This is a genomic window from Massilia sp. Root335, assembly GCF_001425685.1.
GTDB lineage: Bacteria > Pseudomonadota > Gammaproteobacteria > Burkholderiales > Burkholderiaceae_D > Telluria > Telluria luteola.
Genome location: NZ_LMCY01000019.1, coordinates 18,118 through 42,415 on the forward strand (window position 1 = coordinate 18,118; position 24,298 = coordinate 42,415).

General features: G+C 67.7%; 25 protein-coding genes. 6 read left to right on the forward strand and 19 right to left on the reverse strand.

Features of this window, described 5'->3' with window-relative positions; genetic code table 11:
• Window positions 1-3: 3 nt before the first annotated feature.
• Window positions 4-897 (forward strand): tRNA glutamyl-Q(34) synthetase GluQRS, encoded by an 894-nt coding sequence (gluQRS, locus tag ASC93_RS11780; protein ID WP_056441627.1) that lies wholly within the window; start codon window positions 4-6, stop codon window positions 895-897.
• Between the two features lie 146 nt (window positions 898-1,043).
• Here gluQRS and ASC93_RS11785 read toward each other — a convergent pair whose 3' ends face one another.
• Window positions 1,044-1,637: a CHRD domain-containing protein gene (locus ASC93_RS11785; protein ID WP_056441630.1), complete on the reverse strand. Its 594-nt coding sequence runs from the start codon at window positions 1,635-1,637 to the stop codon at window positions 1,044-1,046.
• Window positions 1,638-1,809: 172 nt separating this feature from the next.
• Here ASC93_RS11785 and ASC93_RS11790 point away from each other — a divergent pair, with 172 nt between their 5' ends.
• Window positions 1,810-2,781, forward strand: a complete 972-nt coding sequence (locus tag ASC93_RS11790; RefSeq protein WP_157201873.1) for a hypothetical protein — start codon at window positions 1,810-1,812, stop codon at window positions 2,779-2,781.
• 10 nt (window positions 2,782-2,791) lie between these two features.
• Here ASC93_RS11790 and arsH read toward each other — a convergent pair whose 3' ends face one another.
• The 4 genes from arsH to ASC93_RS11810 are packed head-to-tail and all read right to left on the reverse strand — an operon-like array spanning window position 2,792 to window position 5,619.
• Window positions 2,792-3,508 carry an arsenical resistance protein ArsH gene (gene arsH, locus ASC93_RS11795; protein ID WP_056441638.1) on the reverse strand — a complete coding sequence of 239 codons (717 nt, stop codon included), beginning with the start codon at window positions 3,506-3,508 and terminating at the stop codon, window positions 2,792-2,794.
• Between the two features lie 19 nt (window positions 3,509-3,527).
• A complete protein-coding gene (locus ASC93_RS11800) occupies window positions 3,528-4,808 on the reverse strand; it encodes an arsenic transporter (RefSeq protein WP_056441641.1) in 1,281 nt (426 codons plus the stop codon).
• Window positions 4,808-5,287 (reverse strand): arsenate reductase ArsC, encoded by a 480-nt coding sequence (locus ASC93_RS11805; RefSeq protein ID WP_056441644.1) that lies wholly within the window; start codon window positions 5,285-5,287, stop codon window positions 4,808-4,810. The genes ASC93_RS11800 and ASC93_RS11805 overlap by 1 nt, the downstream gene beginning before the upstream one ends.
• 20 nt (window positions 5,288-5,307) lie before the next feature.
• Window positions 5,308-5,619: a helix-turn-helix transcriptional regulator gene (locus ASC93_RS11810; RefSeq protein WP_056441646.1), complete on the reverse strand. Its 312-nt coding sequence runs from the start codon at window positions 5,617-5,619 to the stop codon at window positions 5,308-5,310.
• A 766-nt stretch (window positions 5,620-6,385) separates the two neighbouring features.
• Between ASC93_RS11810 and ASC93_RS30685 the strand changes: the two genes are divergently transcribed.
• Entirely contained in the window at window positions 6,386-6,877 is a 492-nt protein-coding gene (locus ASC93_RS30685) for a hypothetical protein (RefSeq protein WP_157201874.1), read from the forward strand.
• A gap of 690 nt (window positions 6,878-7,567) precedes the next feature.
• Here the strand turns inward: ASC93_RS30685 and ASC93_RS11815 are convergent.
• The 4 genes from ASC93_RS11815 to ASC93_RS11830 all read right to left on the reverse strand — a co-directional run bounded on the left by ASC93_RS11815 (window position 7,568) and on the right by ASC93_RS11830 (window position 10,284).
• Window positions 7,568-8,068, reverse strand: a complete 501-nt coding sequence (locus ASC93_RS11815; protein WP_056441650.1) for an arsinothricin resistance N-acetyltransferase ArsN1 family B — start codon at window positions 8,066-8,068, stop codon at window positions 7,568-7,570.
• A gap of 256 nt (window positions 8,069-8,324) precedes the next feature.
• Window positions 8,325-8,774, reverse strand: coding sequence for a nuclear transport factor 2 family protein (locus ASC93_RS11820; RefSeq protein WP_056441653.1), 450 nt, complete (start codon window positions 8,772-8,774; stop codon window positions 8,325-8,327).
• The gene (locus ASC93_RS11825; protein WP_056441656.1) at window positions 8,771-9,214 is read right to left on the reverse strand and encodes a heme-binding protein; all 444 of its coding nucleotides are present in this window, start codon (window positions 9,212-9,214) and stop codon (window positions 8,771-8,773) included. Before ASC93_RS11825 ends, ASC93_RS11820 begins: the two co-directional genes overlap by 4 nt.
• A gap of 59 nt (window positions 9,215-9,273) precedes the next feature.
• Window positions 9,274-10,284 carry a zinc-binding alcohol dehydrogenase family protein gene (locus tag ASC93_RS11830; RefSeq protein ID WP_056441658.1) on the reverse strand — a complete coding sequence of 337 codons (1,011 nt, stop codon included), beginning with the start codon at window positions 10,282-10,284 and terminating at the stop codon, window positions 9,274-9,276.
• An 82-nt stretch (window positions 10,285-10,366) separates the two neighbouring features.
• Between ASC93_RS11830 and ASC93_RS11835 the strand changes: the two genes are divergently transcribed.
• The gene (locus tag ASC93_RS11835) at window positions 10,367-11,299 is read left to right on the forward strand and encodes a LysR family transcriptional regulator (protein ID WP_056441661.1); all 933 of its coding nucleotides are present in this window, start codon (window positions 10,367-10,369) and stop codon (window positions 11,297-11,299) included.
• Window positions 11,300-11,532: 233 nt separating this feature from the next.
• On the opposite strand, the gene ASC93_RS11840 is transcribed toward ASC93_RS11835, so the two are convergent.
• The 4 genes from ASC93_RS11840 to ASC93_RS11855 all read right to left on the reverse strand — a co-directional run bounded on the left by ASC93_RS11840 (window position 11,533) and on the right by ASC93_RS11855 (window position 14,636).
• The gene (locus ASC93_RS11840; RefSeq protein ID WP_056441664.1) at window positions 11,533-11,721 is read right to left on the reverse strand and encodes an oxidoreductase-like domain-containing protein; all 189 of its coding nucleotides are present in this window, start codon (window positions 11,719-11,721) and stop codon (window positions 11,533-11,535) included.
• A gap of 128 nt (window positions 11,722-11,849) precedes the next feature.
• Window positions 11,850-12,317 (reverse strand): hypothetical protein, encoded by a 468-nt coding sequence (locus ASC93_RS11845; protein ID WP_056441667.1) that lies wholly within the window; start codon window positions 12,315-12,317, stop codon window positions 11,850-11,852.
• An 88-nt stretch (window positions 12,318-12,405) separates the two neighbouring features.
• Window positions 12,406-13,083 carry a response regulator gene (locus tag ASC93_RS11850; RefSeq protein ID WP_056441670.1) on the reverse strand — a complete coding sequence of 226 codons (678 nt, stop codon included), beginning with the start codon at window positions 13,081-13,083 and terminating at the stop codon, window positions 12,406-12,408.
• Complete coding sequence (locus ASC93_RS11855) at window positions 13,080-14,636, reverse strand: ATP-binding protein (RefSeq protein ID WP_056441673.1); 1,557 nt, start codon at window positions 14,634-14,636, stop codon at window positions 13,080-13,082. The genes ASC93_RS11850 and ASC93_RS11855 overlap by 4 nt, the downstream gene beginning before the upstream one ends.
• A 200-nt stretch (window positions 14,637-14,836) precedes the next feature.
• Between ASC93_RS11855 and ASC93_RS11860 the strand changes: the two genes are divergently transcribed.
• Complete coding sequence (locus tag ASC93_RS11860; RefSeq protein ID WP_157201875.1) at window positions 14,837-16,276, forward strand: methyl-accepting chemotaxis protein; 1,440 nt, start codon at window positions 14,837-14,839, stop codon at window positions 16,274-16,276.
• A gap of 108 nt (window positions 16,277-16,384) precedes the next feature.
• Here ASC93_RS11860 and ASC93_RS11865 read toward each other — a convergent pair whose 3' ends face one another.
• Window positions 16,385-17,797: an OmpP1/FadL family transporter gene (locus ASC93_RS11865; RefSeq protein ID WP_056441676.1), complete on the reverse strand. Its 1,413-nt coding sequence runs from the start codon at window positions 17,795-17,797 to the stop codon at window positions 16,385-16,387.
• A gap of 449 nt (window positions 17,798-18,246) precedes the next feature.
• Here ASC93_RS11865 and ASC93_RS11870 point away from each other — a divergent pair, with 449 nt between their 5' ends.
• Window positions 18,247-19,623 carry a carboxylesterase/lipase family protein gene (locus ASC93_RS11870; RefSeq protein ID WP_200958318.1) on the forward strand — a complete coding sequence of 459 codons (1,377 nt, stop codon included), beginning with the start codon at window positions 18,247-18,249 and terminating at the stop codon, window positions 19,621-19,623.
• A gap of 190 nt (window positions 19,624-19,813) precedes the next feature.
• Here ASC93_RS11870 and ASC93_RS11875 read toward each other — a convergent pair whose 3' ends face one another.
• From ASC93_RS11875 to ASC93_RS11895, 5 genes are read right to left on the reverse strand one after another with little or no spacing between them, the layout of a single operon-like run.
• On the reverse strand, window positions 19,814-21,163 hold the full coding sequence (locus ASC93_RS11875; RefSeq protein WP_056441682.1) for a sulfite reductase subunit alpha: 1,350 nt from the start codon (window positions 21,161-21,163) through the stop codon (window positions 19,814-19,816).
• Complete coding sequence (locus ASC93_RS11880) at window positions 21,160-22,161, reverse strand: FAD:protein FMN transferase (protein ID WP_056441685.1); 1,002 nt, start codon at window positions 22,159-22,161, stop codon at window positions 21,160-21,162. Before ASC93_RS11880 ends, ASC93_RS11875 begins: the two co-directional genes overlap by 4 nt.
• Before the next feature lie 6 nt (window positions 22,162-22,167).
• Window positions 22,168-22,980: a DUF4198 domain-containing protein gene (locus ASC93_RS11885; protein WP_056441688.1), complete on the reverse strand. Its 813-nt coding sequence runs from the start codon at window positions 22,978-22,980 to the stop codon at window positions 22,168-22,170.
• A gap of 10 nt (window positions 22,981-22,990) precedes the next feature.
• On the reverse strand, window positions 22,991-23,503 hold the full coding sequence (locus ASC93_RS11890) for a DUF2271 domain-containing protein (protein ID WP_056441691.1): 513 nt from the start codon (window positions 23,501-23,503) through the stop codon (window positions 22,991-22,993).
• Between the two features lie 20 nt (window positions 23,504-23,523).
• On the reverse strand, window positions 23,524-24,174 hold the full coding sequence (locus ASC93_RS11895) for a PepSY-associated TM helix domain-containing protein (protein ID WP_056441693.1): 651 nt from the start codon (window positions 24,172-24,174) through the stop codon (window positions 23,524-23,526).
• Between the last annotated feature and the right edge of the window lie 124 nt (window positions 24,175-24,298).

Consider the following 24,298-nt stretch of genomic DNA (forward strand, 5'->3'; position numbering starts at 1 on the left):
TCCATGAACGCAACGACACCCACCGACGCCTACGTCGGCCGCTTCGCCCCATCGCCCACGGGGCCGCTGCACGCGGGCTCGCTGGTCGCCGCGCTGGCCAGTTATCTCGACGCGCGCGCCCATCGCGGCACGTGGCTCATCCGCATCGAAGACATCGACGAAGGCCGCAGCGTGCCCGGCGCCGCCGAGGAGATCCTCGGCCTGCTGCGGCGCCTGGGCATGGAATCCGACCGCGAGGTCGTGTGGCAGAGCCGCCGCAAGCACCTGTACCAGGCCGCCTACGACCGCCTCGCCGGCCACGTCTACCCGTGCGGCTGCAACCGGCGCGAGATCGCCGATTCGCGCCTCGGCTTCGCGCCCGACGGCGCCGCCCTCTACCCGGGCACGTGCCGCCACGGCCTCGCGCCGGGACGCAGCCCGCGCAGCCTGCGCCTGCGCGTGCCGGAGGCGGGCGCGGACGTCATCACCTTCCAGGACCGCCTCGCGGGCGTCGTCAGCCAGCATCTGGCCAGCGAGTCGGGCGATTTCGTGCTGAAGCGGGCCGACGGTTACTGGGCGTACCAGCTGGCCGTCGTCGTCGACGATGCCGAGCAGGGCGTGACGGACGTCGTGCGCGGCGCCGACCTGCTCGATTCCACGCCGCGCCAGATCTTCTTGCAGCGGCTGTTGAACGTGCCCACGCCGCGCTATCTGCACGTGCCGGTCGTGCGCAATGCCGATGGCGACAAGCTGTCCAAGCAGACGGGCGCGCTGGCCGTGCGGCCGGGCGATGAAGGTGCCGCGGTGGCGGCGCTGCGGCAGGCGGCGGGGTTTCTCGGGCTGGATGTGGGGAACGTGGAATCGTTGGCGGCATTCTGGCGAATCGCCGTTCCGGCCTGGGCCGCATTGAATTTGTAGGGTGGGCATTTGAGGCCGGGGGCCTCAAATGAAACGTGCCCACGCGGCGCTAGCTGGCGCCAGCCGGTCCGTGCACGAACACGAAACCGTCAGGTATCACCGCGTGGGCGGAGGACCGCCCACCCTACGAAAACGCGGGCGGCCGGTCACACCGCCGGCCGCCTCCGGCTCATCCACATCAACCCGGCCAGGCCCACCGCCAGCATCGCCCACTCGGCCGTCTCCGGCACGGGCGCGGCCACCAGCCAGCCGCGGATCTCCCCGTTCGGATACGCGCTCGTGTGGATGTTGACGTAGGCTTCGTTGGCGTCGATGCCGTCGACGAGGGCCGATGCGGCGCCCTGGACCGTGCCTCCGTGCGCCTTCACGAAGGCGGGATCGTAGAACGCTTCGTCACCGAGCGCGATGGCATTGCTGTAGGTGCCTGCGGTGACGCCCAGGGGAAAGTCCTGGAACGGCACCGCCACCGGCGCCGTGCCCGTGAAGGCCGAGCTGGTGCAGCAATGGACGTGCGCCGCGGTGGTGGTGCCGTCCAGGTCGCGGAACGGCATGTCGACGAGCATTTGCTTGCCGTTCAGGTCGATCGTCACGAGGCTGGAGCCGGGCGAGGCGTTGGGCGGACTTTCCAGCGCCCCGCTGGCGACGGCCCGGTAGGTCGGGTCGTTCGGCGCGGCGCCGGCGGGCAGGGCGATGGCGGCCGATGCCGCCGCCAGTGCGAGGACGGACAGAACACGTTTCATGGATTACCTCCTGTTGAACAAGGGTCCTGCGGCGCACCCCGTCCTGGGGTGCTGTCCAAAACCTAGCACCGCTGGCTTGCGTCTTCGCACACGGTACGGCTGAGATAGTGCTTTCGAGCGACTGAAAATCGGAAACCTTGGCACAATCGCAAAAAAACAACCCGACACGACCATGCGACTCCCCAAGCGACTCCTCTGTTCCGCCTTGCTGCTGGCCGCCGCCGGCGCGTCCCAGGCGCAGGACGCCTCCTTGCTGGCCGGCGCGATGCGTGTCGACAAGGACCACGGCGACGCCTCGTTCGCCGTCAACGTCGGCTACACCCAGCGCCTGACGCCATACTTTGCGCTGAGCGCCGACTACCTGAACGAAGGCCATCCCAGGCTGCACCACCGCGACGGCCTCGGCGCCCAGGCGTGGCTGCACACCCGCGTGCCGCAGCGCGGCTGGTCGTTCGGCGCCGGCTTCGGCCCCTACTATTATTTCGACACGACGACGGGCAACGGCTCGCTGAGCGATTACCGCAACGAGCACGGCTGGGGTGAGCTGATGAGCGTGGATGCGATCTACCACCTGCATTCGCATGCGTACGTGGAGGCGCGGCTGTCGCATACCCACGGCATCCCCGACCGCGACACCACCCAGCTGATGGTCGGCATGGGCTACGAGCTGGGCACCGTGCCGAACTGGGAGCGCAAGGAAAACGCCGACAAGGGCGACGAGACGATCATGCTGCTGGGCGGCCGCTCCATCGTGAACAGCTTTAAATCGGAAAAGGCGACGGCGGCCGCCGTCGAGTACCGCCGCACGGTCAACCCGAACGTCGAATGGAGCGTCATCCTGATGGACGAGGGCAAGGTGGGCGTGGCCGAGCGCATCGGGGTCTCGAGCCAGATCTGGCTGCTGCGCCCGTTCACGGAACGCACCGTGCTGGAGATGGGCTTCGGCGCCTACGGCGTGCGCGACCAGCTCGACCGCACCGACGCCGAAGCCGAGCGCGTCACGCGCCTGACCGGGCTGGCGTCGATCGGCATGCGCTACCGCATCAGCGACACCTGGCGCGCGCAACTGACGTGGAACCGGGTGATCACCGACTACCACCGCGACTCGGACGTGTTCCTGCTCGGCGCCGGCGTCGTGTTCTGAGCGGCGCGCGCTACAGCTTGACGATCTGCCGGTCGATCGCCTTGCGCGCGCGTTCGCTGCGTTCGCTGTAACGGTCGATCAGGTAATCCGTGCGGCCGCGCGTGAGCAGCGTGAACTTGAATAATTCTTCCATCACGTCGACGACGCGGTCGTAGTACGCGGACGGGCGCATGCGGCCGGCGTCGTCGAATTCCTTGTACGCCATCGGCACCGACGACTGGTTCGGGATCGTGAACATGCGCATCCAGCGCCCCAGCAGGCGCAGCGTGTTGACCACGTTGAACGACTGCGAGCCGCCGCAGACCTGCATCACCGCGAGCGTGCGGCCCTGGCTGGGGCGCACGCCGCCCTGGTCCAGCGGGATCCAGTCGATCTGGTTCTTCATGACGGCCGTGACCGCGCCGTGGCGCTCCGGACTGCACCACACCTGGCCCTCGGACCACAGGGACAGCGCGCGCAGCTCGACCACTTTCGGATGCGTCTCGGGCACGCTGCCGGCCATCGGCAGTTCGGCCGGATCGAAGATCTTCACCTCGGCGCCGAAGTGTTCGAGGATGCGCGCCGCCTCGAAGGTCAGGAAGCGGCTGAACGAGCGTTCGCGCAGCGAGCCGTACAGCATCAGGATGCGCGGCGGATGATCGAGGTCGCCGACCGGTTCCAGCTTGGCGGCGGTCGGTAGGTCGAGGCGTTCGGGATCGATGTTGGGCAGGTCGGGGAGCTTGTTCATGGTCGTCTCGTTGAATGCGTCAGGCCAGCCGCAGCGCCAGCGCGGCCAGGGTCAGGAACAGGATCGGCAGGGTCAGCACGACGCCGGTGCGGAAGTACTGGCCCCAGGAGATGCGGATGCCCTTGTCCGCCAGCACGTGCAGCCACAGAAGGGTAGCGAGGCTGCCGATCGGCGTGATCTTGGGACCGAGGTCGCAGCCGATCACGTTGGCGTACACCATCGCCTCGTGCACGGCGCCGCTGGCCGGGACGGCGTCGATCGCGAGCGCGCCGACCAGCACCGTCGGCATGTTGTTCATGACCGACGACAGCAGCGCGGTCGTGAACCCCGTGCCCAGCGCCGCGCCCCAGGTGCCGTGCGCCGCGCTGCGCGCCAGCAGCGCCGTCAGGTAGTCGGTGAGGCCGGCGTTGCGCAAGCCGTAGACCACGAGGTACATCCCGAGCGAGAACACGACGACCTGCCACGGCGCGCCCTTCAGCACGGCGCGCGTGGAAATGACGTGGCCGCGCGCCGCGACGGCCAGCAGCACGACGGCGCCCATCGCGGCGACCGCGCTGATCGGCACGCCCGCGCGTTCGAGCCAGAAGAAACCGGCCAGCAGCAGCGCCAGCACGTACCAGCCGGCGATGAACGTCGCGCGGTCGCGGATGGCGTCCCGCGGGCGTTTGAGCTGGGCGAGATCGTAGGTCGCCGGCAGGTCGCGGCCGTAGAACGCGACGAGCGCGGCGAGCGTCGCCGCCACCGCGACGAGGTCCACCGGCACCATCACGGCCGCATAGCGCGCGAAGCCGATGCCGAAATAATCGGCGGACACGATGTTGACGAGGTTCGACACCACCAGCGGCAGGCTGGACGTGTCGGCGATGAAGCCGGCCGCCATCACGCAGGCGAGCGTGGCGCGCGGCGGGAAGCGCAGCGCGGCCAGCATCGCGATCACGATCGGCGTCAGGATCAGGGCCGCGCCGTCGTTCGCGAACAGCGCCGCGACGGCCGCGCCGAGCAGCACCAGCAGCACGAACAGGCGCCGGCCGTTGCCGCCGCCCCAGCGCGCGACGTGCAGCGCGGCCCACTCGAAGAAGCCGGCGCGGTCGAGCAGCAGGCTGATGACGATGATGGCGACGAACGCGCCGGTGGCGTTCCAGACGATGTGCCAGACGACGGGAATGTCGGTGGCATGGATCACGCCCGCGAGCAGGGCGACGGCGGCGCCGGCCGCGGCGCTCCAGCCGATGCCGAGGCCGCGCGGCTGCCAGATCACGAGGACCAGCGTGCCGAGGAAGATGAGGAGGGCCGCCAGCATCACGCGTCGATGCCGCCGATGCGGTCGAGCGCCGCCTTGAACGCGGCGCGGTCCGCTGCGAGGCGGTCGAGCGGCAGCGCCAGGAAGGCGTCGATGCGCGCGCGCAGGATCGCGTAGGCCCGCTCGAACGCGGCGTCGATTTCTTGTTCGGTGCCGGTCACGTGGCTCGGATCGTCGACGCCCCAGTGCGTGCGCAGCACGGGGCCGAGGTAGGCCGGGCACGTCTCGCCGGCGGCGCTGGCGCATACGGTGACGACGACGTCGGGCGTGACGGGCAGGCCATCCCAGGACTTGCTGAAATAGCCACCGGTCGGCACGCCCTTGGCGGCCAGCAGCGCGAGCGCACGTTCGTTCAGCTTGCCGGTGGGCTGGCTGCCGGCGCTGATGGCATGCCAGCCGGCGGGCGCCAGGTGGTTGAAGACGGCTTCGCTGATCAGGGAGCGGCAGGAGTTGCCGGTGCAGAGAAAGAGTACGTTCATGAGTGGGGTGAAAGAATGGTTCAGGCGCCGCACGCGGAGCCGCAGGGTTGGCCGCCGCAGCAGTTCTCGGTGAGGAAACCGACCAGGTCGTTCATCGTGTCGAAACGCGCGGCGTAGATGACGAAGCGGCCTTCCTGGCGCGGCACGACGAGGTTCGCGTGCGTCAGCTCCTTGAGGTGGAACGACAGCGAGGAGGCGGGCAGGCCGAGCGCTTCCGCGATCCTGCTTGCGGCGAGTCCGTCCGGGCCGGCCTGCACGAGCAGGCGGTAGGTGGCCAGCCGAGATTCCTGGGCGAGCGCAGCGAGCGCCGTGATGGCATCTTTGTTTTCCATATTTCCAGTATAGTCGAAATGTTGGTGCGCAAACAAGCGTGTTCTGTCGGGTGACACGAAAAGTGAAAAATGTGCCAAGTTAGTGAAAAACTGCTGACGAAGTTAGTGAAAAATCGGCTTGGTGAGAGGTTTTGTTGCGACAAGTGCAATGCCTGCGTACACTCGACGAAAGGCCGCTTCCGGCCGAGGCTGTGTAAAAACGTGGAATCGGCATGTTTTCAGGGGTCTCGTTACCATTCCCGACCTCGAGAAGACGCCGTAGCGCGCGTTTTCAGAGTCGGGTCTTCGCGGCGCACCTTTCAGTTTGCGTTTTTGCTCAGCCTGGGCCAGAAGCAGACGGATAGAGGCGGCGCTGCAGGTTAGTTCTCACAGATAGCTAAAGGAAATTAATTGAGTGTCCGTCATTTTTACGCTCGACTTATCGAATCGTCCTCAACAAGTGCCCGCTATCGGTTCACCACTGACTCGATTGCTAAATCCCAGTGGGGGACTGTTGAATTTGATCTTCAATCTTTCGAGCACAGAATTTTAGAATCTGTTCCGAACCCCGAGCTGCTGAATTGGGAGGAAGAGACCGCCTGTATTTGTCTTAGTAAGAAACTTGCAAGACACTTTGCTGATGGCGCAAAAGCTCCGGCAGAGCAGCTGGAGTGGGTCTCGTAGGTTCTGCATCTCAACATTGCGACAGTCCGCTTCGGGTCGATTCCTGCCGGTCAGTGATGGACTGATTTCGGCCACAAGCAGACATTAGCCATTTCCACTATCAATGAAAGCTCCTCTACTGACCACTATGTCGAATTTCGTAAGCGAAATCAGTTCCTGTAAATGGCTTTTTCTAAACAGCATCGGCGAACCTGAAGAAAATTCGTTGCGTCTCGAAATATTGGAAGCGGCAACGCTGCATGATCCTGAGGCCGAAGCACGTCCACTCAAGGAATCCCTAGAGCGCGGTCTGCCTTTGGGGAGCCCGATTAGGCACGTTGCCGGCTGCAGGATTTTCACTGTGGAGTGGCCGGATTATGTAGCCTATTCGATACGAAACGAAAGCTACGTGACTACAGATGAGTATGAGGTTTTTGAGGGAAGAAATTTCGTTAAGTACACGAAATCGCGTTACTTGGATTTCGTCGAGCAAGCAACGTTTGCGAGTGACAGCTATCCCGGCCCAATGACCCATTGGGGCGTGTTTTGTCTCAATCACATCGTTGATGTTGTTTCCTGCAGCGAGCCTACTTGGCAAATGTCTTTCACCAAGTAAGCGGCTCGAAGAGTCCGCTTTGGGTCGGTTCCGGCCGGTCGTGACCGTTCGTGACTTTTTCGCTTCAGCAACCTGCTATGCTGAGCTGAACGGCCGAGTTCGGTCACAACCGGCCTTTGGCCTGAGCGATCTATGACTGGGAAAATATGAAGAGACTAGCTTTAATAGGTGGATCCCTACTGTTTCTCTCCGGCTGCTATACCGTCAACAACGAGCGATTTTCAAACGATGTGCGCGCCCTCGTACAACCTCGCATGGAGATGTCGTTAGCGATCGGAAAACTTGAAAGCAATGGCTTCGCATGTGATCCACACAGCTCAGCTCCGGCCATCACATGCGTAAAAACACGGCAAAACTTGTTGCCGTACACATGCATTGAACGAGTAAATCTGACGCCATCACAAGCGCCGATGACGCTGGATCGCGTTGATACGCCGCCGATTGCGTGTGCGGGTTTTTGAAGTCAAAACCGTTTGACGACAACGGCTACGTCCGGTCGTTGGAAGCCTGTCGATACGTCCCGCCAGGCCATCGGAATTTTTCAGTATTTAACGCGCATCAGCCGGAAATTTTCAATTTGTTCGTCACCTCGCTATGCCCGAGATGACAGAGATAGTGAAAAAGGCCTTTGCAATTAGTACCCGACTTTTCACTTACTGCGTCATCCGACAGTTCTGGTTCGAAGGACTGTCAGGCGAGCTTGCGTTCCCAGTAACCCACGTCGACCCATCTCCCGAACTTCTTGCCGACTTCCGAGAAGTGCGCGACCTTGCGAAAGCCGAGCGCCTCGTGCAGCCCGGCGCTGGCATCGTTGGGCAGCGCGATGCCGCCGATGACGACGTGCAGGTCGCGTGTGCGCAAGGCATCGAGCAGGGCGCCGTACAGCATGCGCCCGAAACCGCGCCCGGCCCAGGCGCCGTCGAGATAGACCGTGCTCTCGACGGCGTGCCGGTACGCGGGCCGCACGCGCCATTTGGTGGCATAGGCATAGCCGGCCAGCGCGCCGTCGACTTCCAGCACGAGCCACGGCAGGCCGGCGGCGCCGACATCGGCGATGCGCTGCGCCATGTCCGGTTCGGCGACCGGCTCTTCCTCGAAGCTGATGGTCGTCGTCGTGACGTAGTGGTTGTAGATGGCGCAGATGCGTGCGGCATCAAGGGGCGTGGCGGGGCGGATGTGGGTGGTCGGCATGGGAGTCGGCGAAGAGGTGGCGTCGACGATGGTGGGGCGAAGTTGGGCGACTGTCAAGATCGCGGTGTGTCTTGATTCCGGCCAGGCCAGGCCTGTTCCAGCGTTGCCTCCACTGCGCGACATCGTTCAAATGCACCTCGACCTCATCTGCCGTTCCAAGCGCTTCATCGCCCAACCCCTGCCATATGGTCAATTCACCTTTGACGGCAAAAATTGGGCGACTGCTTGGCACTGTGTTGCCACCTCGCCCACGGTCTCAGTAAGACAGCTGGATGTGTCGCAGGTGCCAGCTACCGTTGTCGCTGGTCCAAACCATCGTGAACGGCGCCCGCAGCTCATTGGACGGCTTGTCCTTCGGGCCTACCGAGCCAAGACGTACGCCCGTTACGACCGCAGTGCTTCCGAAGCGTTGCACGTTCACGTCTTCGGCGCGTAGCTTGATGACCGCATCCGAATTGAACAGCGCCTCGAACGCCGCGGGCTTCAGGACGTGAACCGAAGGTGCCGACGGGTCGATCTCGGTGAATCCGGCCGCAGGGATGTAGCGCAGGACGCCAGCCAGGTCCCGCGCAGTCATGCGCGCATATAAGTCGACGGTGGCGGAAGCAACATCGAGATGAGTGGCCGCCCTGCCCGCCGTCGAGGCCGCCAGTGCCGCCGCGGTCAGCACGACGCCGGCGGCGCGCCGCGCGATGGTTGCGCTCATTTGGCCACCTCGAAGCCAGCGGCCGTGAGCGCAGCGACAGCCACGTCGTGGTCTTGCTGGGCATTGCCGCCAGAGATGCCGATGCCACCGACCACACGACCGCCCACCACGATGGGAACGCCGCCGCCCACCGGCATGACACGCGGATGGTTGGCCAGCGGCGCCGTGGCCGGCTGAGCGACGACCTGGTTCCAGATCATTGTGTCCAGACCGAAGGAGGCGGCAGTCCAAGCCTTGTTGACGGCCACTTCGGCGGCCAGGAACGGCGTCGCGTCGGCACGCTCGAAGGCGATCAGGTGGCCGCCTTCGTCGGTGATCGCAATGGCCAGATTCAGGCCGGTCTTGGTGGCCGCGTCGCGCGCGGCGACGGCCAGCGCCAGCGCGCTGTCGCGCGTGATGGAAGCCTTGGTCTGGACTTGGGGAGCGTGGTGTTGAGACATGATGAGTTCCTTTGAAATGAAGTTATGCGTTTGAGTGCTGGTATGCGGTGCGTCCGAAATCAAAAGCCTTCAAGCACGATCTTGCCCACGGCCTTGCCGCTTTCGATCAGCGCATGGGCACGGGTCAGGTTTTCGGCGTTGATGCGGCCGAAGACGGCGTTGGCGGTCGTCCTGACGCGGCCGGCGTCGACGAGCTCAGCCACGCGCCCCAGCAGAATGCCTTGCTCGTGCATGTCAGGCGTCTCGAACATCGAGCGCGTGAACATCAGCTCCCAGTGCAGCGACAACGACTTGTTCTTGAGCGCGATCGGGTCCAACCCTTCCATGTCATCGATGACGGCCAGCGCGCCTTGCGGCTTCAGGCTCTGGATGATCTCCTGGTAGTGCGTGCAGGTCTGCGTGAGCGAGGCCACGTAGTCCACTTGCTCGATGCCGGCCGAGCGCAGCGCCTGCGACAGCGGCGTGGCGTGATCGATGACCGCGTGCGCACCCAGCTCCAGGCACCATTCACGCGACTCCGGACGCGACGCCGTGGCAATCACGCGCAGCTTGGTCAGCTGCCGGGCCAGCTGGATCAGGATCGAGCCCACGCCGCCGGCGCCGCCCACGACCAGCAGCGTCTGGCCTTCGCCACCGCCCTGGGCAATGCGCAGCCGGTCGAACAGCAGCTCCCACGCGGTGATGGCCGTCAGCGGCAACGCCGCGGCTTGCGCATCCGAAAGCGACTTGGGCGCCCTGGAGACGATGCGCGCGTCCACCGCATGCCGCTCGCTGTTGGCGCCCGGGCGCCTGATCGAACCGGCGTACCAGACGCGGTCACCGACCGCGAAGCCGGTGGCCTGCGCGCCGACGGCCTCGACGACGCCGACGGCGTCCCAGCCGAGCACCTTGCGTTCGCCGGCGGCCGGCGCGCTGGCGGCGCGCACCTTGGTGTCGACCGGATTGACCGAGACCGCGTGCACGCGCACCAGCAGGTCACGCGCACCGGGCACCGGAGCGGGCAGTTCCACGTCCTCGAGCGCCTTCGGCGCATTGATGGGCAAGTTCTTTTGATAAGCAACAGCTTTCATGGCACTTTCCTTTCCTGGCTTAAGTGATGTCGATGGAAGGTAATATAGGTAAAATAGCTGCGCTTGATAAGAGGCCCTTCTAATGCATCACTTTCAAACCAGGATTGAAAATATAGGCGACCTCCAGGTGTTGCTGTACACGGTCAGCGGCGGGTCGTTGACCGCGGCTGCGCGGGCACTCGGCATCACGCCGGCGGCGGCCAGCGCAACGCTGAAGCGACTTGAGACTCAGTTGGGGACGCGGCTCTTCGAGCGCTCGACGCGTGCAATGCGGCTCACGCCGCCAGGTCAAATCCTGCTGGAGTATGCCCAGCGCGCGTTCGAGCTGTTGGCGGAGGGGGAGTCCCAGCTCGATGCCGAACGCGGCGCGCTGGTGGGCACGGTACGTGTTTCGGCACCGTCGGACCTCGCCCGGACCGTACTGATGCCGATGTTTGATGAATTCCTGCACCTTCACCCCGGGGTGAAGCTGACGCTCAATGTTGGCGACCGCTTGCTCGACGTGCTGCGAGACGAGATAGACTTCGCGATTCGGTACGGGGAGTTGAGCGACTCTCGCCTCGTGGCCCGTCAATTGTCGCTGGCGCACCCCGTTCTCAGCGCTTCCCCCGACTACTTGCGTCGTCACGGCACGCCACTTACACCTACAGACCTGGTGGACCACAACTGCATCGCATTCATGCGCGCCGGGCGCACGTTCAACTCATGGCGCTTCGGTCAGAACGACCAGTGGACCACGGTCAGGGTCAGCGGCGACCGGGTCGTGGATGACGCCTCGATGGCACGCCAATGGGCCGTTGCGGGAGCCGGAATCATCTTCATGACCGAGATCGAACAGCGGCGTGATCTGCAAAGCGGCGCCCTGGTGCGGCTGCTGGCCGAATGGGGGACAGATCCGTATCCCTTGCACGCAATCCTGCCTAGCGGACGCTTCGTCCCCAATCGCGTTCGCGCGCTGGTGGACTTCATCGCTGGCCGCTTTGCTGAACGCCGGCTGTCAAACACGGAGCGCTGAAGAAGGCGCCCGGCACCGCGCCAGCGCTTATTGAAGTGTGGACATCGACAAAGAACTGGCAGGCGAGCCCTTGTGTTTGTCGTCAGTGGACTCGCCCTTGACGCCGTCGATTTGCAGGTATGCGTCGATTGCCATGATGCCGCCGTCGTTGACTAACGAGGCATGTTGACAGAGCCCGGTTTATGGCGATTTGGCAGGAGTCAACGGTCGAATGGGCGCCAACGAGGCGCCCGTCATTCCTGTCCCGGCTTCTCCACCGCCTCCGGATGCCGCACCTCCCATGCCGCCAGCGCCTCCTTGTAGTTCGCGAGCAGCATCTGGTACACGTCGAAGATACAGTTCGGACAGCCCGAGCCGCAGCAATCCTCCAGCGCGGGTTCGATGGGCGGCTGCGGGCGCGGGTCGGGATCGGGGATGCTCACGGTGTGTTGTCGGTGTCGATGATGGCCAGGATTTTCTCGCGCGGCAGTGGGCCTGGGTGGCACGAGAGGGACATGCGGCGCAGCATACCCAATCGTGCCGCGAAAGTCGAGGCGCGGCCGCCCCGGCGTCAGCCGTTCAGCTCGTAACTGCGCAGCACGAACACCATCTTGCCGTGCCGCCTGGCGCAGACGCCCTGCATGATTTCGCCGCCGCCCAGGTCCCACGTGAGCGTGCTGCCGGTGGGCCTGGCCGCGCAGGCCGCGTGGGCCCCGGCCGGGACCGGCGGTAGCCTGGGCGGCGGCGGCGGCGCCGGGACGGGCGGCACCGCGGGCACGGCCGGGATGGCGGGCAGGGCGGGCGGGGCGCCGGCCGCGGGCGCGTCGGGCGAAGGCGGCACGGGAGGCGCCGGCGGCGCGGGCGGGACCGGCGGAGCAGGGGGTGCGGGCGGCGCCTTGCACTTGCCGGTGTCGGTCTTGCAGTGGATGCTCACGTACACATGGGCATCCTGGTCATGCTCGTCCGTCGTCGTCTGCGCCGGCGCGGGCAGCGTGGCGGCGCCCAGCAGGAGGGGGAGGGCGAGGGTGGCAGCGTTCATCATGTTCTCCTTGTCGCGGCCCGCGCGGCGCGGCGGGCCATGTGTGCATCGTGCATCCGGATTGTGGAGAAAAAATGAAGATTGCGGATCAGGGATCGAAACGGTAACCGAGCCCGTAGATCGAATGGATGGCGTCCACGCCGGGCAGCACGGCGTCCAGTTTTTTCCTGAGATTCTTGACGTGGCTGTCGATGGCGCGGTCCGTCACGTCGAGGCTCGCGTTGCCTTCGCGCGCCACATCGAGCAGCTGGGCGCGCGAAAACACCTGGCCGGGACGGCGCGCCAGCGCGGCCAGGATGCCGTATTCGGTCGGCGTCAGGTCGAGCGTCTTGCCGTGGACGGCGATGCGGCGCGCGGCCGTGTCGATCGCGATGACGGGGATCGGTTGTCCCGCGCGGCGCAGGATCGCCTTGATGCGCGCGACGAGTTCGCGCGGGCTGAAGGGCTTGCACAGGTAGTCGTCGGCGCCGGCGTCGAGGCCCAGCAGGCGGTCGATTTCTTCCACGCGCGCCGTCACCATCACGACGGGCAGCGCGGCCAGCACCGGGTCCGCGTCGGCGCGCAGCGCGCGGCACAGGGACAGGCCGTCGAGGCCGGGCAGCATCAGGTCGAGCACGAGCAGTGCGGGCGGATCGTCCCGGATGGCGTCCAGCGCGACGGCGCCGTCGGCGAATACGGCGGCCGTGTAGCCGGCCGCGCGCGCGTAGTCGGCGACCAGTGCCGCCAGTTCCGGCTCGTCCTCGACGATGGCGATGCGTGCGGTCATGCGGCGTCTCCCGCGAGCGGCAAGGTGATGGTGGCGCGCAGGCCGCCGAGCGGCGCATGCGCGAAGGCGAGCGTGCCGCCCTGGGCGTCGACCAGGCGCCGGCACAGCGCGAGCCCGATGCCGGCGCCGCCGTGGGCGCGGCTGCGCGACGCGTCGACGCGATAAAAACGTTCGGACAGGCGCGCGAGCGCGTCGTCCGGCACGCCCGGCGCGCTGTCGTCCAGGTGCAGGCGGATGCGGCCGCCGTCCGCGTGCGCGTGCAGATGGACGCGGCCGCCCGGCGCCGTGTAGCGCAGGCTGTTCTCGAACAGGTTGTCGAGCACCTGGCGCATGCGGTCTGGGTCCGCGCACACGGTTGCCGTCGCCGGCTCGGGGCCCAGTTCCAGCGCGAGACCGGCCAGCGCGAGCCGCGTCTCGAAGCCGCGCGCCTGGTCGCGGGCGAGCGCCCACAGGTCGAGCGCTACCGGCTTGCAATCGAGCGCGCCGACGTCGGCGCGCGCCAACGCGTACAACTCGTCGATCAGCTTATTCAGCGCGAGAACCTGGCGCAGCATGGCGTCCCACGTGTCCGGCGTGGCGCTGCGCACGCCGTCCTGCAGCGCTTCGAGCTGGGCGCGCAGCACGGCCAGCGGCGTGCGCAGTTCGTGCGACGTGTCCGCGACCCATTGGCGGCGCGCGGCTTCCGCGCCGGCCAGCCGGGCCGCGAGCGCGTTGAAATGGCGCGCCAGGTCGCCCAGTTCGTCGCTGCGGCGCGCGTCCAGGCGCAGGTCGAAATGGCCGTCGGACAGCGCCCGGCTGCCCGCGGCCAGTTGCCGGATCGGGCGGCGGAAGTGGCGCGCCAGCAGCACGGCCGCGACGGCGCTCAGCAGGACGGCGAGCGCCACGATCTGCCACAGGCTGCTGGTGAGCTGCTGCAGGAAGGCGTAGGCCAGCGCGTCGCTAGGCCGGGCGCCGCGGGCGACGGCCAGGTAGCCGACCGTGCGGCCGTCGACCTCGAGCGCGCGCCGGGCCAGCGCGGTCGCGGCACCCGGGCGGCGGCCCGCGAGCCAGGCGCCGTGCGCGTCGAGCAGGGTGATGCGGCGTGCCAGCGGCAGCGGGCCGGGGTTTGGGTCGGGCACTGGCCCTGCCGGCGCTGCGGGCGCGGCGGGACCGTCCGGCACATCCGGGCCGGGCAGCGGCGGCAGCGGCGGTGCCGGCGGCATAGGCGGCACGGGCGGCACGGGCGGCACGGGCGCCTCCGCCGCAACGGGTGCCGCGGGCTCCGCCGGCATGGCCGGCGCGCCAACCTCGCGCGCGCGCTGCAGGCGCGCGAGCTCCTGCGCGATCCAGTCCTGGCGGGCCTCGGCGGGAATGAAATCCCAGCCGCCGCCGGCCCGGTACTGGCGCGTGAGCGCGGTCGACAGTTCTTCCAGGCGGTCCAGTTCGATGCCGACGGCGTAGTCGCCGAAGCCGGCCAGTACGTTCTGGCGCAACAGGAACACGGCGGCAGCCGCCACGGCGAGGATCGCCAGCAGGACGGATACGAACAGGCGGTGGCCGATCGAGAACTTCAAGGCGGGAGCACGTGGAAAGTGGCGACGGGCCATTCTAGGATAATTCGTGTGGTAAATACGACGTGTTGCCGGTGCCTACCCGATTTGGCTAGACAGGGTATTGATTTTTGCCGAATGATGACATGTATCCAGAATGCAGTTATATTTTCCTCAAATAAAATCGGCCGCCGAACTAATGAGCCGACCACCGGGAGACAGGTATGTTGAATTGGTTGAAGACGACGCTGGTGCCGTCCGCGTCGGCGTTCGCGCCGGCCGGACGGTCCGGCATGACGGCGCGCGTGCGCAGCCTCGTGCTGAATGCGCGCGACGGCAGCATCCGCACCGCGATCAACGCGGCGCGCCTGCGCAAGGAGGTCGACCAGTCGCTCGACAAGGCGCGCCAGCAGTACGCGGCCGCGCGCGCGCTGGCGGCGTCGGCGCGCGACGTGACGGCGCTGTCGGCCAGCGTCAAGGCCGGCACCGACGACATCGCCGGCACCGCGGACCGCAACCTGGCCGTGGCGCGCGCGTCGATGGATGAACTGATGCACCTGGAGGCGCGCATGCGCGCCATCGAGGACAAGGTGGACGGCTTCGCGCGCACGGTCGGCGAGCTCGATCGCCACGCGCGCTCGATCAGCGAATTCGGCGGCATCATCCAGCGCATCGCCAACCAGACCAACCTGCTGGCCATCAACGCCGCGATCGAGGCGGCGCGCGCGGGGGAGGCCGGCCGCGGCTTCGCCGTCGTGGCGGCCGAGGTGCGGCGCCTGTCGCAGCTGGTCAACGAGGAGACGTCCAAGATCGCGGGCGTCAACAGCGAGATGCGCACGCTGGTCGAATCGACCACCGGCGCCACGCAGGACATCCTGGACGGCGTGAACGTGTCCGCACGCGAGGTCGGGCTGGCGGCCGGCCACTTCAAGACCTTTGTCGCCGACTTTGAGCGCATGACGGGCACCGTCAACGAGATGGCCGTGGCGATGCAGTCGCTGGACAGCGTGAGCCAGTCGATCGGCCGCCAGGTGGGCGACATGGCGACGAATGCGTCCGAGACGGGCAAGGCGATGGCCGACGCGTCGCGCCGCGTCGACGAGGTGCGCGCGACCACCGAGGAGATGCAGGGCGCGCTGGCCGAGTTCCGCACGGGCGGCACGCCGTTCGACGGCCTCGTCGAGGCCACGACGCAGCTGCGCGACGCCGTCGGCCGCTGCCTCGCGGGCCATCTGGCGCGCGGCGTCGACATCTTCGACCAGGCGTACCGGCCGATCGAAGGTTCCGACCCGCCGCGCTTCACGACAGGGTACGACCGTACCGTGGAAGCCGACCTGCAGGCGCTGTACGACCGCGTGCTGGCCGGCCTGCCGGGCTGCGCGTACGCGCTGGCGGTCGACACGCGCGGCTATGCGCCGGCCCACAACGGCAAGTTCTCGCAGGCGCCGACGGGGCGCCGCGAGCATGACCTCGTCTACTGCCGCAACAAGCGCATCTTCGACGACCCGGTCGGGGCGAAGCTGGCGGCCAATCGCAAGCCGTTCCTGTTCCAGACCTATCTGCGCGATACGGGGGAGGTGATCAACGACCTGTCGATGCCGCTCGACATCGGCGGCCGGCACTGGGGCGCGGTGCGGGTGGGGTTCGATTCCGCGAAGTTGTGACGTTGCGCGCGTGGGCACGGGGTGTCCACCCTGCCGATTCGGTTGATGCGCGGGCCAGCGGAAGGATCCGGTTGCCGTAGGGTGGGCTCCCCGAGCCCACCATGCACATCAGAACTTGTAGTTGTACGCCAGGCCAATCAACTGCATGCGGGTCTTCCACGTCCCGCGGGTCGTCTCGCCGTTGCCGGTGCAGGTCGCCATCACCGGGTTGCAGTTGTTCGTGTAGTTGCCGCTCGCGTCACTGAAATGCAGCCAGCTGTAGGCCAGGTCCAGCGACGAGGCCGGGGTCAGCTTCCAGTTCGCGCCGAACGACAGTTGCAGGCGGTCGGCGTCCGGCAGGGCGGCGTGGCGCAGCGTGTCGCCTTGCACCGGCGAGTCGTCGTGCGCGATGCCCGCGCGCAGGACCGTCGCGTCGTTCAGCTGGTAATTCGCGCCGAAGGCCACGCGCACGGTGTTCTTCCACTGCTGGCGGATCACCAGGTCGCCCACGCCGGCGCCGACGAACTGGATGTTGATGTCGTCCATGCGCGAGTGGCGCGTCCAGGTCACGTCGGCCATGCCGGCCCATTTCGGATCGAACTGGTGGAAGGCGTTCAGCGACAGCGTCTCCGGCGTGGTCACGTCCACGCGCGACGCCGAATTGACGTGGTGCGACGCGCCCTGCAGTACCTTGTTGACGACGGCGTCGCTCGTGACGGTCGAGAAGTCCCACACCGCGCCGCCCTTCAGTTCATGCTTGATCGACGAGCGGTAGGCGATGCCGAAGCGCGTGTCCGGGGTCGGCGAATACAGGTAGCCCAGGTTGAAGCCATAGCCCCAGTCCTTGCCCTCGACGCCCGCGTGCGCGTCGCCCGCGGTCGCCAGCGCGGCCGGGTTGCCGCCCAGGGTGACGATCTGGCGCACCAGCGCGGCGCCGCTGCCCGCGGCCTGCGCCGCGGCGATGGAACCCGGCACGTCGACGGCCTGGCCCAGGCGCGCCTTCATGTATTCGATATCGATGCCGAATCCGAAGCTGTGCTGCTCCGACAGCTTGAACGCCACCGACGGGTTGATGTTCACGGATTCCAGCTTGATGTTGGTGAGCGAGTAGCGCCCCGACCAGTTGTTGTCGTAATCCAGCTTGGTGCCGTACGGGACGAACACGCCCAGGCCGGCCGTCCACTGGCCGTCGATCTTCTGGCTGTAGTACAGCGACGGGCCGGCGACGACGCTCGGCGCGTAATCGTCCTGCGACGTCGGGCCGCCCGTGGACGTGTGCGTGAAGCGGGTCGAACCGGCGTCCTGGAAGGTCGAATGCGGCACGACGGCCGTGATGCCGCCCACGATCTGGCGGCCTTCCAGGCGCGACAGGCCGGCCGGGTTGGCGAAGATGGTCGAAGCGTCGGCCGCTTCGGCGCCGTTGGCGTCCGCCGTGCCCTGGGCGGACACGCTCTGCGAGCCGAAGCGGTAGCCGGAAGCGGTCGCGTCGAGCGACGTGCCCAGGGCCAGGGCGACGAGCAGGGTCAGGTGTTTCTGGTTCATCGGTCTCACTCCAAGTATTGATTCGTAGCCCGCCCCTCGGACCGGAAAGGCCGAGGTCGGCGGGTGCCGAAGCATACACTATTTCGCACGACCGTTCTATTTGTGTTGTGTGAAAGACACGTCGTCGTTTTTTAACGATTCAGCAGGCGCAAATCTAGGGCGGGCCCGTCCGAATCGGCCGCGGCCGCGGTGAGCGTGGCAGCGAGCAGCAGGACAGTCAATACGCGGTTGGGCATGGTCGGGGCGGTGGAACGATGGGCATGGATGCTCGCGTTCTGTTTCCCTCACGATAACTATTGCATGTGCTCATTGACGAACCATCATCCCCTCATTAGGATCGGAGCGCGCCCGCCCCGGAGCGCATTCCATACCCAGACCAAGGAGACAGTTCCATGCACCGTCCAAGCGCGCTTTCCCTTTTGATGTTAGCGGTAACTTCGATGTGCGCCATGGCGCCGGCCGGCGCGCACGGCGGTCCGGTCGTCGCCACCGACACGGGCAAGGTGCAAGGGGCCGTCGCAAACGGCGTGGCCAGCTGGAAGGGCATCCCGTTCGCCGCACCGCCCGTCGGCGACCTGCGCTGGCGCGCGCCGCAGCCGGCCGCCGCGTGGTCCGGGGTGCGCGCGGCCACCGAATACGGCAACGACTGCATGCAACTGCCTTTCCCCAGCGACGCCGCGCCGCTCGGCACGCCGCCCGCCGAGGACTGCCTGTACGTGAACGTGTGGCGTCCCGCGGCGGCGCGGGCGGCCAAAAAACTGCCCGTGATCGTGTGGATCTACGGCGGCGGCTTCGTCAACGGCGGTTCGTCGCCGCCGACGTATGCCGGCGCGGCGCTGGCGAAGCAGGGCGTGGTGCTGGTCAGCTTCAATTACCGGCTGGGCCGCTTCGGCTTCTTCGCCCATCCGCAGCTGACGCAGCAGGACCATGGCGAACCGCTCGGCAATTACGGCTACATGGACCAGCTGGCGGCGCTGCAGTGGGTCAAGCGCAACGTGGCGGCGTTCGGCGGCGATGCGGCCAACGTGACGATCATCGGCGAATCGGCCGGCGGCATGTCCGTCAATGCGTTGCTGACGTCGCCGCTGGCGCAGGGCCTGTTCGCGAAGGCCGTGGTGCTGTCCGGCGGCGACGGCAAGTCGGCCGATCCGGGGCTCGCGGCCGTCGAACAGGCGGGCGTGAACTTCGCGGCGGCGAAGGGCATCGCGGCCGACGATCCGCACGCCCTCGACAAACTGCGCGCGCTGCCGGCCGGGCAGGTCGTCGACGGCATGAACCTGGCCAACCGCGCGCCGCAGAATCCGTCCACGTATGTCGGTCCGTTCGTGGACGGCAAGGTGGCCGTCGATTCGCTCGCCGCGTTCGCGTCCGGCCGCTTCGCGAAGGTGCCGGTGATGATCGGCGCGACCAGTGCCGACATCGGCGGCAGGACCGGCTTCATGGTGGCCGGCGCGCGCAGCCTGGCGGGGCGTCTCGCCGCGCAGGGCGTGCCCGTCTACGCCTACCGCTTTTCGTACGTGGCCGACAGCATCGGCAAGCCCGGCGCGCAGCACGCGAGCGACATCCCGTATTTCTTCGCGACGGTGGACGTCAAGTACGGCGACCAGGCGACGAAGAAGGACGTCGCGATGGGCCGCGCGATGAGCGCCTACCTCGTGAACTTCGCGAAGAAGGGCGATCCGAACGGCCGCAGGCTGCCGGCGTGGCCGCGCTATGCGGGCGACAAGGACGTCATCATGGAGTTCGCGACGGACGGCAAGCCGGTCGCGCTGCGCGATCCGTGGGGGCCGGAGATCGACGCCACGACGGTGGCGGCCGGGCACTGAGGCCCGCGCATCGCGCACGTCGCGCGTGGGCACGGGGTGCCCACCCTGCCTGCTGGCGGGGCCCCAACTTGCGCGGGCGGCCTCTCAAACTTGGGTTCCCGCCTCCGCGGGAACGACGTAAGAATTGATGCCGCTGGCCTTTCGTTGGTCGGATACGTAGGGTGGGCACCCCTGTGCCCACGCGGCGGGCCTAGTAGACGTCGCGCCGGTAGCGGCCTTCGCTCGCCAATGCGTCGAGCAGCGGTGCGCCGAGGATCGCCTGCAGCGCCTCGTGCACGCCGCCGGCCATGCCCTGCAGGCTGCCGCACACGTAGATGGCGGCGCCGCGCTCCACCCACTCGCGCAGGCGCGCCGCTTCGTCGCGCAGCACGTCCTGTACGTAGCGGCGCGCGGCCTGGTCGCGCGAGAAGGCGAGGTCCAGGTGCGCCAGCCGGCCGCTGTCGCGCCAGTCCTGCAATTCGTCGCGCAGCAGGAAATCGTGGATCTGGTTGCGCTCGCCGAACAGCAGCCAGTTGTCGTGCCGGCCCGCGCAAATGCGCGCCTTGAGCAGGCCGCGCAGGCCGGCGAGGCCGCTGCCGTTGCCGATGGCGATCAAGGGCCGTCCGGCATTGGCGCCGAGGCGGAAGCGCTCGTGCGCGCGCAGGCGCAGGTGCACGAGGTCCGTGTCGCCGGCCCGTGCGCACAGCCAGCCGGACGCCGACCCCAGGCTGCCGTCCTCGCGTCGCTGCAGGCGCACGAGCAGCTCCAGCCGGCCTTCGTCCGGCACGGATGCGATCGAGTATTCGCGCGGGTGGCCGGGATCGTCCGGCGGGCCGACCTGGGCGAGATCGCCCGCTTCCCAGGCGGGCAGCGGGCCCTCGGCAGGACGCAGCGCGATCCGGTACAACGGCGCGCCGGCGCTGCCGGGATTCTCCAGCGTGCGCGCCACGATGCGCCAGTCGCCATAGGCCGGCGCGTCCCAGTCGGGCGCGTCGATCGTGCCGGCCAGGCGCCCCACGTGGTGCTGCCATTCGGCCAGCGCGTGCGCGTCGCCGCGGTCGACGTCGATGCGCCCGAACAGCCGCGTCGCGCCCTGCTGCGCGAGCCACGCGTCCAGCGCGCGGCCGAAGCCGCAGTAATTGGCGTAGTTCTTGTCGCCCAGCGCGAGCACGGCGTAGTGCAGGTGGGCGAGGTCGACGCCGGACGTCGCCAGCAGGCCGGCGAAGCGCGCGGCCGTGTCGGGCGCGTCGCCTTCGCCGTAGGTGCTGGCGACGAACAGGATGCGGGTGGCCGCCGCCAGCCGCGCGCGGTCGAGCGCGGAGATGCAGACGGCGCGCGCCGCGAGTCCGCCCGTCGCCAGCAGCTCGGCGCTGCGCCGCGCGAGATGCTCGGCACTGCCGGTCTGGCTGGCGTGGACGACGAGCCAGTCGGCGTCCCGCGTATCGACGGCAGCGCCGTTGCGGTGCGCGCGCCACATGTTGAAGGTCAGCGCGAGCCAGCCGCCGGACAGCAGCAGCGCGCCGCCCAGGCGCAGCGGTTCCGTCGTCAGCAGCGCCGTCATTGCAGCAGCGCCTTCCAGGCCGGCGTATGGATCTCGTCCAGCGCGCCGACGCGCCGGACGAGGAAGCGCGCGGCCAGCGCGTGCCGCGCGGCGAACGCGACGCCGTCGACGGGGCCGAGCACGGTGAGGGCCGTCGACAGCGCATCGGCCGCCATGCAGGTGGGCGCCAGCACCGTCACCGCCGCGACGCCGTTGGCGATGGGCCAGCCCGTGCGCGGGTCCAGCGTGTGCGAGACGCGCCGCGGGCCCTGCGTGAAATACTGGCGGTAGTCGCCCGACGTGGCGACCGATAATCCATGCAGCGCGACGACGGCCTGCGGCGCGGCGCCGTCCGGAACCGCCTCGATCTCCACCCACCACGGCTGCCCGTCCGGCTTGACGCCCGCGCCGCGCAATTCGCCGCCCACCTCGACGACGTAGTGATGCAGGCCGCGGCTTTCCAGGCACCGCGCGAGACGATCGACGGCGTATCCCTTGGCGACGCACGACAGGTCGAGCACCGCGCCGCCCGGCTGCAACAGGCGCCGGCGCATGCGGTCGAGTTCCACGCGCGCGGCCGCGCGCTGCGCCTGCGTGCGCGCGATGGCCTGCGCATCCGGCGCGTAGAAGCCGGCGTGGTCGTAGCGCCGCGCGGGGCCGAAGCCCCACAGGCCGACGAGGGCGCCCAGGGCCGGATCGCAGGCGCCGCCGGTCGCCGCCATCGCCCACAGCGCGTAATCCATCACGTCGAAGAACTGCGCGGGCAGGTCGACCCACGTGCCGGCCGGCGCGCGGTTGTAGCGGGACAGCAGCGAGTCGTGGTCCCAGTGGCTCATCTGCGCGACGATCGCATCCAGTTCGGCCTGCAGCGCGGGCTGCGGGTCGGAGACAGTGTTCGCAGCGACGCGCGCCGACCAGGTCGTGCCCATGGTCGCGCCGCCGAAGGTGTGCACGGCGCTGCCCGGCGGCGGCGCGGCCGGTTCCAGGTCGAGGGGGATGAGGACGGCGCGGTCAGGCAAGCGTGCTTACTCCGGCAGGATCTCGAACGTGGCCGAGTAGCTGTAGCGCTTCGCCGGGCCATCCATGCCGCGCGGCGCGTTGGCGGGATACGACGCGCTGAGCCAGTACATGTTCGGCGCCGGCAGCGTGAAGCTCGCTTCGCCGTTGGCGCCGGTGCTCAAGCGCACCTCATTCAGGGTGCCGCGGTATTTCACGCCGCCCGGGATCAGGCTGAACGGGAAGTTGGCGAGCGGCTTGCCGTCCAGCTGGAAGCGGAACGTCGCCTTTTCGCCGGCGCGCAATTCCGTCGGATTCGTCAGCGCGACCATTTCCAGGCCCGCTCCCGTGGCCTTGAGCGCGCCCGGCGTCGGCTTGTTCAGCGTGACGAACGTGTCCTGGCGCTGCACCATCGTCATGCGGCGCACGTCGGTGGCGCCGGCCGGGATCTCGTTGCCGACGGCCTGCCCGGCGGCGCGGAAGCGCTTCATTTCGCCATTCAGCTTGTACGATCCCATGACGTTCACGGCGGCCAGCGTCATGCGGTAGGTGCCGTCCTTCGGCAGGCGGATGTCGACCGTGGCGCGGTGCTTGCCGACGGTGGCCGCCGGGGCGGGGGCGGTGGCGCCGTCCGGGTCGGTGACGGTGAGGCCGTCCAGCTTCTGCGGCATGAAGTCGGTCTCGAACAGGCCTTCCGAGATGGCGGCGTCGATGGTCGCCCACGCCTCGCCGCGGTCGGATTCGATGAGACCCGTATTCGGGATCAGCCACGGACGGTGGGCCTGCGCGGCGCAGGCGGCGCCGGCGAGGGCCAGGGCGATGGCGATTTGCTTGATGTGCATGCGGGTCTCCTTACTGGATGGCGAGCGACACGGCGCCCAGTTCTTCCTTGCCCGCGAAGGCGGCGGCCACGTTCGATTTCGGCGCCCAGTGGAACGGCACGCGCACGAGTTCGCGGCCGCCCGCTTCGCGCGCCGCTTCGATCACGAGCTTGTAGTCGCCGGCGGGGAGCTTGTCCAGGCCGGCGCGCGCGGCCGGGAAGGTCAGCGTCTGCACGCCGGCCGCGCGGGTCGCGCCGCTCACGCCGTCCAGCGGCAGCGTGACGTCGCGGCCGGCCTTTCTCCACCACGTGCGCAGGTCCTTGACCCACTTGGTGCCGCCGTTGTCGCGCTTCCTGACGTCGTACAGCACGGCCAGCGTGGTGGCGACGCTCTGGTCCGGGCGCTCGATCCAGACCGCGACATACGGCTTGTGGTATTCGGCCACGTTCAGTTGCGGCAGTTCGAACTTGACGGTGAGGTCGGCGCCCATCGCCCAGCTGGATGCGAGCGGCAGGGTCAGGGCGAGGGAGTGGGACAGTTTCATGGCGGTTTTCGGTGTATGGATTAGTGGACGAACAGCAGGGCCAGGACGATCGGCAGCACGATGCCGAGGCCGATCACGGGCCACGTCGACGGCCGGTTGGCCGCGTGGTATTTCAGGATCAGGAAACCGGTGACGCAGAAGACGACGCAGGCGAGCGCGAAGATGTCGATGAACCAGCCCCACGCGGCGCCGGCGTTGCGGCCCTTGTGCATGTCGTTCAGCCACGAGATCCAGCCGCGGTCCGTCTTTTCGTATTCGGCATTGCCGTCGACGCCGATGCGCAGCCAGGCGTCGCCGCCGGGGCGGGGCAGGGCGACGTAGGCGTCTTCCTCGCTCCATTCGGCGCGCACGCCGCGGACCTGCACGGGGAAGGTCTGCTCGGCCCAGTCGGCCAGCGGCGCCGGCAGCGGCACGCTGGCGTCCGCGTGGCCGGCGGCGAATTCGCCGATCTGCGCGCGCAGCGGCGGCGGCAGGACCGCTTTCTGGCGCGTGACGACGGGTTTCGCTTCGATCTGCGACGCGTGGTTCAGCGTGAAGCCGGTGACGGCGAACAGCAGCATGGCCATCAGGCACAGCGCGGAACTGATCCAGTGCCATTGATGCAACTGGCGCAGGAAGAGGGCGCGGCGGGCGGTCGTCTGCGGTGGGGAGGTGGAGCCGGTCGGGTGCATCCATAAATGATAACGATTATCATTTAGATGGTCAACCCGGCAGTTCATGAACTTGTTGACAAGCTGAAAAAAAGTATTTTGAAATGAATAAAATGTCGTTGCGAGGTCGGCGGCACGCCTGTCC

Excerpts from the sequence above, each read along its gene's own strand:
- ASC93_RS11835 (WP_056441661.1), top strand. The coding sequence starts at position 10,367 with ATGCATCACTTTCAAACCAGGATTGAAAATATAGGCGACCTCCAGGTG.
- ASC93_RS11850 (WP_056441670.1), bottom strand. The coding sequence starts at position 13,083 with ATGACCGCACGCATCGCCATCGTCGAGGACGAGCCGGAACTGGCGGCA.
- ASC93_RS11825 (WP_056441656.1), bottom strand. The coding sequence starts at position 9,214 with ATGTCTCAACACCACGCTCCCCAAGTCCAGACCAAGGCTTCCATCACG.
- ASC93_RS11790 (WP_157201873.1), top strand. The coding sequence starts at position 1,810 with ATGCGACTCCCCAAGCGACTCCTCTGTTCCGCCTTGCTGCTGGCCGCC.
- ASC93_RS11800 (WP_056441641.1), bottom strand. The coding sequence starts at position 4,808 with ATGCTGGCGGCCCTCCTCATCTTCCTCGGCACGCTGGTCCTCGTGATC.
- ASC93_RS11870 (WP_200958318.1), top strand. The coding sequence starts at position 18,247 with ATGGCGCCGGCCGGCGCGCACGGCGGTCCGGTCGTCGCCACCGACACG.
- ASC93_RS11885 (WP_056441688.1), bottom strand. The coding sequence starts at position 22,980 with ATGCACATCAAGCAAATCGCCATCGCCCTGGCCCTCGCCGGCGCCGCC.
- ASC93_RS11865 (WP_056441676.1), bottom strand. The coding sequence starts at position 17,797 with ATGAACCAGAAACACCTGACCCTGCTCGTCGCCCTGGCCCTGGGCACG.
- ASC93_RS30685 (WP_157201874.1), top strand. The coding sequence starts at position 6,386 with ATGAAAGCTCCTCTACTGACCACTATGTCGAATTTCGTAAGCGAAATC.
- ASC93_RS11785 (WP_056441630.1), bottom strand. The coding sequence starts at position 1,637 with ATGAAACGTGTTCTGTCCGTCCTCGCACTGGCGGCGGCATCGGCCGCC.
- arsH (WP_056441638.1), bottom strand. The coding sequence starts at position 3,508 with ATGAACAAGCTCCCCGACCTGCCCAACATCGATCCCGAACGCCTCGAC.
- ASC93_RS11830 (WP_056441658.1), bottom strand. The coding sequence starts at position 10,284 with ATGAAAGCTGTTGCTTATCAAAAGAACTTGCCCATCAATGCGCCGAAG.
- ASC93_RS11845 (WP_056441667.1), bottom strand. The coding sequence starts at position 12,317 with ATGAACGCTGCCACCCTCGCCCTCCCCCTCCTGCTGGGCGCCGCCACG.
- ASC93_RS11875 (WP_056441682.1), bottom strand. The coding sequence starts at position 21,163 with ATGACGGCGCTGCTGACGACGGAACCGCTGCGCCTGGGCGGCGCGCTG.
- ASC93_RS11895 (WP_056441693.1), bottom strand. The coding sequence starts at position 24,174 with ATGCACCCGACCGGCTCCACCTCCCCACCGCAGACGACCGCCCGCCGC.
- ASC93_RS11860 (WP_157201875.1), top strand. The coding sequence starts at position 14,837 with ATGTTGAATTGGTTGAAGACGACGCTGGTGCCGTCCGCGTCGGCGTTC.
- ASC93_RS11810 (WP_056441646.1), bottom strand. The coding sequence starts at position 5,619 with ATGGAAAACAAAGATGCCATCACGGCGCTCGCTGCGCTCGCCCAGGAA.
- ASC93_RS11890 (WP_056441691.1), bottom strand. The coding sequence starts at position 23,503 with ATGAAACTGTCCCACTCCCTCGCCCTGACCCTGCCGCTCGCATCCAGC.
- ASC93_RS11815 (WP_056441650.1), bottom strand. The coding sequence starts at position 8,068 with ATGCCGACCACCCACATCCGCCCCGCCACGCCCCTTGATGCCGCACGC.
- ASC93_RS11820 (WP_056441653.1), bottom strand. The coding sequence starts at position 8,774 with ATGAGCGCAACCATCGCGCGGCGCGCCGCCGGCGTCGTGCTGACCGCG.
- gluQRS (WP_056441627.1), top strand. The coding sequence starts at position 4 with ATGAACGCAACGACACCCACCGACGCCTACGTCGGCCGCTTCGCCCCA.
- ASC93_RS11805 (WP_056441644.1), bottom strand. The coding sequence starts at position 5,287 with ATGAACGTACTCTTTCTCTGCACCGGCAACTCCTGCCGCTCCCTGATC.